Consider the following 5,971-nt stretch of genomic DNA (forward strand, 5'->3'; position numbering starts at 1 on the left):
AACCAGGGGCGCGTGCTGCAGCCGGCCGACCTCGGCCTGCTGGCCTCGCTCGGCATCGCCGAGGTCAAGGTACGGCGCCGCCTGCGCGTGGCCTTCTTCTCGACCGGCGACGAACTGCGCTCGATCGGCGAGCCGCTCGACGCCGGCTGCGTCTACGACTCGAACCGCTACACGCTGCACGGCATGCTGCGACGCCTGCATGTCGAGCTGATCGACATGGGCGTGGTGCGCGACGATCCGGCCGCGCTCGAGGCCGCGCTGCGCAGCGCGTGCGAGAACGCGGATGCGGTGATCACCTCGGGCGGCGTGTCGGTCGGCGAAGCCGACTACACCAGGCAGATCATGGCCGAACTCGGCGACGTGACCTTCTGGAAGATCGCGATGCGCCCCGGCCGGCCGATGGCCTTCGGCCGCATCGCGTCGAACGGCCATCAGGCGCTGCTGTTCGGCCTGCCGGGCAATCCGGTCGCCGTGATGGTGACCTTCTACCATTTCGTCCGCGCCGCGCTGCATCGGATGATGGGCGCGGACATCGCGCCGCCGCCGCTGATGCGCGTGCGCAGCGCGCACGCCATCCGCAAGAAGCCCGGCCGCACCGAATACCAGCGCGGCATCCTCGCGCGCGGCGCCGACGGCCAGTGGGAGGTGCGCATTACCGGCCAGCAGGGGTCCGGCGTGCTGCGCTCGATGAGCGAGGCCAACTGCTTCATCGTGCTGGGCCACGAGCAAGGCGGCGTCGCGGCCGGCGATCCGGTCGAGGTGATGCTGTTCGAGGGCCTGCTGTAAGGCCGGGGCACCGCGCCCAGCCCCCTCGCCGGCCCCATCGCCGGCCCCATCGCTGCGCCTTCGCTCGCCCCATCGCGCATCCGTCTGCGGGCCGGCGGGTTCGTCCCTCGCCACTGTCGTTTTTTTGCGTACCGAAGCCGTGCGCGCGGCCGCCCCGGCGGGGCGAGGCTATGCGCCACGCCACCCATTCGCTACACTTGCCGCACCCCAACTCTTCCCCACTGCCACGCTGTCATGAATCAGGAGATCGCTTACCTCCACCCCGTCAAGACCGCACGCGCGCTCGTTCTGGTCTACCTGTGCTTCTCGGTGCCGATCGTGTCGATGGGGTTGTTCGTGGCCTTTGTCCGCTACGGCGATCTGCCCGGCATCACGGTGTTCACGGCGCTGATCCTGAATGCGCTGGTCGGTTTCGGCCTGCTGTGGCTGGCCTGCAAGGCCTACAACTGGGTGGCGGCCCGCTTCGGCGGCATCGAGGTGACGATCCGCAATCTGCCGCCCGAGGGGCAATAAGCTCCGGCAGCCGGGCCCTTCTCCGACAAAAAAAGCGCATCCCGGCGGATGCGCTTTTTTTTTGCTCGGACGCTGCCGCCGGCAGCCCCCAGGCCGGCGGGCCCGAATCCCTGCCGGCGCCGCTCAGGCCGCCGGGCCGGCATCCTTCGGCCCGGCCTCGCCGTCGTCCTCCTCCGGCAAGCCCAGCAGCTGCTCGGCGGCCTCGGACGGCAGCGCCTCGACCTTGCGCAGCTTGCGCGCCATCTGGCGGCTGCGCACCTCGGCCTGCTCGATATTGCGGGCGGCGCGCTCCAGCGTGTCGCGCGTGCGCGCCAGCACGTCGCCGAACTTGCCGAACTCGGTCTTGACCGCGCCCAGCACCTCCCACACCTCGCTCGAGCGCTTTTCCAGCGCCAGCGTGCGAAAGCCCATCTGCAGGCTGTTCAGCACGGCGGTCAGCGTGGTCGGGCCGGCCACCGTGACGCGATGATTGCGCTGCAGCAGGTCCGTCAATCCGGGCCGGCGCAGCACCTCGGCATACAGGCCCTCGGTCGGCAGGAACAGGATGGCGAAGTCGGTGGTGGCCGGCGGCGACAGGTACTTCTCGGCGATGGTCTGGGCCTCGCGCTTGATGGCCACTTCGAGTTCGCGCCCGGCGGCGGCCACGCCTTCGACATCGCCGCGTTCCTGCGCGTCGGTCAGCCGTTCGTACTGCTCCTTGGGGAACTTGGCGTCGATCGGCAGCCAGACCGTGCCGTTGCCGCTGCCGCTCCCTCCGCCGTTGCCGACGCCCACTTCCTTGCCCGGCAGGCGGATTGCGAACTCGACGCGCGCGCCCGAGTTCGGCACGGTCTCGACGTTGCGCGCGTACTGCTCGGGCGTCAGGATCTGCTGCAGCAGCATTTCCAGCTGGACCTCGCCCCAGGTGCCGCGCGTCTTCACATTGGTCAGCACGCGCTTGAGGTCGCCGACGCCCTGCGCCAGCATCTGCATCTCGCCCAGGCCGCGATGCACCTGCTCGAGCCGGTCCGACACCATGCGGAACGATTCGCCCAGCCGCTGCTCCAGCGTCGCGTGCAGCTTCTCGTCGACGGTGCGGCGCATCTCGTCTAGCTTGGCGGCGTTGTTGGCCTCGATGTCCTTGAGCTTCTGCTCCAGCGTGGCGCGCACCTCTCCCAGGCGCCGCTCGTTCGATTCGGTCAGCTTGGCGAGCTGCTGCGCGAACATGTCGATCTGGTTGTTCTGCAGCGTGGCGATATGCGTCATCTGCGCCGACAGCGTCTGCTGGAAGCGCATCATCTGCTCGCTGGTTTCGTCGCGCCCCAGTCGCGCGGCCTCGGCGACCTCGCCGCGCAGGCTGCGTTCGAGCCGTTCGCTGTCGCGCTCGCCGCGTTCGCGCCAGTCGGCCAGGCGCTGCAGCAGTTCGGCATGCAGCTGCCCGGCGCTGCCGTCGCGCCCGCGCATCAGCAGCACGACGAGCGTCAGCAGGGTCAGCAGCAGGATCGCGGCCAGCGCGATCAGGATCAGCGAGGAGGAAGACATCGGGGATCGAGTCATGAAGCCGGGTGGAAGCCGGCGCCGCCGCGGCCAGGCCAGCCGTGGCCACCGCGCGGTGGCCACCACAGCGGCACGCTAGCGGCGCGCCAGCACTTCGGGGTTCAGCACACAAGGCGGCCGGCCGGCATCGGGCCCGGCGCCGAGCGCGGCGATCAGATTGTCGGCGGCGAGATTGGCCATCGCGCGCCGCGTCTTTTCGGAGGCGCTGGCGATATGCGGGGTCAGCACGACGTTGGGCACCTGCAGCAGCGCGGGATGGACCTTGGGCTCGCCCTCGAACACATCCAGCCCCGCGGCGAAGATGCGCCGCTCGCGCAGCGCCTCGGCCAGCGCCGCATCGTCGACGATGCCGCCGCGTGCGAGGTTGATCAGCGTCGCGGTCGGCTTCATCTGCGCCAGTTCGGCCGCGCCGATCGCATGGTGGCTCTGCTCGCTGTACGGCAGCACCAGGATCAGGTGGTCGGACTCGCGCAGCAGTTCCGCCTTGCTGACGTAGCGCGCGCCGAGACCCTGCTCGATCTCGGCCGGCAGTTGGCTGCGGTTGTGGTACAGCACCGTCATGCCGAAACCGGCGGCGCGCCTTGCCAGCGCCTGGCCGATGCGGCCCATGCCGAGGATGCCCAGCTTGCTGCCGTGCAGGTCCATGCCGAGGAACATGTCGTAGGACCAGCGCTCCCATTTGCCGGCGCGCAGGAAGTGCTCCGACTCGGTGACGCGCCGCGCGGTGGCCATCAGCAGCGCCCAGCCGAAATCGGCGGTGGTCTCGGTCAGCACGTCCGGCGTGTTGGTGGCGACGATGCCGGCCGCCGTCAGTGCAGGCAGGTCCAGGTTGTTGTAGCCCACCGCCATGTTGCAGACCGCGCGCAGTTCGGGCAGCGCGCCGATCAGCCCGGAGTCGATGCGGTCGGCGGCATTGGAAAGCACACCGGCCTTGCCGGCCAGGCGTGCCTTCAGCGCGGCGGCGTCGAGCGGCACGTCGGGCTGGTTGTGGTCGACCTCGAAATACTGCGCGAGGCGTTCGATCACATCGGGGAAGATCGCCCGCGTGACCAGCACGGCCGGACGCGGCGAGGAAGATTGCGCTTGGGATTGCGGTTGGGATTGCGAAGCCATCGTGAACCTCAGACGCGGAAGAACAGCAGGGTCATCACCCCGAACAGCGGCACCAGGATGCCGCAGGACCACAGCATATAACCGAAGAAGCTCGGCATGCGCACGCCGCGGTCCTCGGCGATCGCCTTGACCATCAGGTTCGGCGCATTGCCGATATAGGTGTTGGCGCCCATGAATACGGCGCCGGCCGAGATCGCCGCCAGCGTGGTGGCGTCGCGCGTCATCAGCGTGGCCGCGTCGCCGCCGGCGGTATTGAAGAACACCAGGTAGGTCGGCGCGTTGTCGAGGAAGGACGACAGCAGGCCGGTGGCCCAGAAGTACATGCTGTCGATCGGCTGGCCGTTGCTGTCGCTGACGGCGCGGATCACGCCGGCGAAGGCACCGTCGGTCCCCGCCTTCAGCATCGCGATCACCGGGATGATGGTCAGGAAGATGCCGGCGAACAGCTTGCCCACTTCCAGGATTGGATCCCAGTTGAACTCGTTGCCGGCGCGCGCGCTGTGCGGCGTGATCGCCAGCGACACCAGCGCCACCGCCACCAGCGCCACGTCGCGCACCAGCGCCTGCAGCGGCACCACGGTGCCCATCACGTCGAACGCGATATCCGATTGCCACAGGCCGCTCATCAGCACCAGCGCCATGATCGCCAGCAGCAGCGCGAAATTGGCCTTGCCGTCGATGCGGATGCCGCGCGAATCCGGCGTCGGATCGAGCCGCGGGGGCAGTTCCTCCTCGCGATTGAGGAAGTAGTGGCGATCGACGAAATAGAAGATCACCAGCAGCGCGATGCACAGGAACAGCGTCTGCGGAAAGATATGGCGCGTGGTCCAGAAGAATTCGACGCCCTTCAGGAAGCCGAGGAACAGCGGCGGATCGCCCAGCGGCGTCAGCGAACCGCCCGCATTGGCGACCAGGAAGATGAAGAAGACCACCACGTGCGCGACATGGCGGCGGTTGTCGTTGGCGCGCAGCAGCGGACGGATCAGCAGCATCGCCGCGCCGGTGGTGCCCATCACGCTGGCCAGGCAGGTGCCGAGCGCGAGGATGCCGGTGTTCAGCTTCGGCGTGCCATGCAGGTTGCCCTGCACGCAGATGCCGCCCGCGACGATATACAGCGCGCCGATCAGCACGATGAACGGAATGTACTCGGCCACCAGCGCATGCACGACGTTGGCCGTGGCGGCATGCATGCCGAATGCGAGCGCGAACGGCACCAGGAACAGCAGGCCCCAGCCGGCCGCGACCTTGCCGAAGTGGTGATGCCAGAAGCGCGGCGCCAGCAGCGGAAACAGCGCGATCGACAGCAGGATGCCGGCGAAGGGCAAGGCCCACTGCGGCCCCAGCGCGGCGCCGTCCAGTTCGGCGGCGCCGGCCAGCGCGGGGAACATCGCCAGCATGGCCGGCAGCGCCAGCCGGGGCGCGTTGGACAAGCGCGGCGCGAGGGCGGACTGCATCGTGTTCGGTCTCCTGTTATTGCTGTTTGTTGGAAGTGGGTTCGAATGCGGGATGCCCGTCGTTGTATCGGGGCCGGCGCGACGGGATGCGGCGCGGGAGAGCAGGACGGGCGTCCGCGTGCCGTGCCGCAGCGATATTCAGGCCGGCTCAACCACGCTCAACCACGCTGCGGCACGCACGAAAACCGTTCCGGCACGCACCTGCACGTCAACGCGCCCTCAGGCCTGTTCGACCAGCACCACGTGCACGCGATACGGCCCGTGCGCGCCCAGCACGATGGTCTGCTCGATATCGCCGGTACGGGACGGTCCGCTGATGATGTTGGTCGCGCGCGGCAATTCGCCCCGCTCGGCGCGCACCAGCGCGAAGGCTTCCTCGAGGTCGGCGACGATGCGGCCGGCCGGCACCACCGCGATATGGGTCTCGGGCAGCAGCGCGCCGGAGGCGAAGGTTTCCGGCCCCGACAGCAGCATCAGCGAACCGGTCTCGGCGATCGCGCAGAAGCAGCCGGTGATGCCGACCAGATCGCCATGGTCGCGGTCGGCCTCCGGATCGCGCAGCGGCGGCC

Annotated in this window: 6 protein-coding genes; 2 read left to right on the forward strand and 4 right to left on the reverse strand. The window is 69.0% G+C overall.

Features of this window, described 5'->3' with window-relative positions:
* Both AC6EI8_RS23365 and AC6EI8_RS23370 read left to right on the forward strand, forming a co-directional pair.
* A partial coding sequence (locus tag AC6EI8_RS23365) for a molybdopterin molybdotransferase MoeA (protein WP_498383008.1) occupies positions 1–786 on the forward strand: 786 nt, incomplete at its 5' end.
* Positions 787–1,020: 234 nt separating this feature from the next.
* The gene (locus tag AC6EI8_RS23370) at positions 1,021–1,299 is read left to right on the forward strand and encodes a hypothetical protein (RefSeq protein WP_150083596.1); all 279 of its coding nucleotides are present in this window, start codon (positions 1,021–1,023) and stop codon (positions 1,297–1,299) included.
* A gap of 123 nt (positions 1,300–1,422) precedes the next feature.
* Here the strand turns inward: AC6EI8_RS23370 and AC6EI8_RS23375 are convergent, their stop codons facing one another.
* The 4 genes from AC6EI8_RS23375 to AC6EI8_RS23390 form a co-directional block, all read right to left on the reverse strand.
* A complete protein-coding gene (locus tag AC6EI8_RS23375; RefSeq protein ID WP_498383009.1) occupies positions 1,423–2,820 on the reverse strand; it encodes a DNA recombination protein RmuC in 1,398 nt (465 codons plus the stop codon).
* Between the two features lie 90 nt (positions 2,821–2,910).
* Positions 2,911–3,948, reverse strand: coding sequence for a 2-hydroxyacid dehydrogenase (locus AC6EI8_RS23380; RefSeq protein ID WP_498383010.1), 1,038 nt, complete (start codon positions 3,946–3,948; stop codon positions 2,911–2,913).
* A gap of 8 nt (positions 3,949–3,956) precedes the next feature.
* Positions 3,957–5,402 (reverse strand): sodium:proton antiporter, encoded by a 1,446-nt coding sequence (locus AC6EI8_RS23385; protein WP_498383011.1) that lies wholly within the window; start codon positions 5,400–5,402, stop codon positions 3,957–3,959.
* Between the two features lie 219 nt (positions 5,403–5,621).
* Positions 5,622–5,971 (reverse strand): LutC/YkgG family protein (locus tag AC6EI8_RS23390; protein ID WP_498383012.1); only part of this gene is annotated, 350 nt, incomplete at its 5' end.

The sequence above is a fragment of the Cupriavidus sp. R6-3 genome (assembly GCF_059772245.1).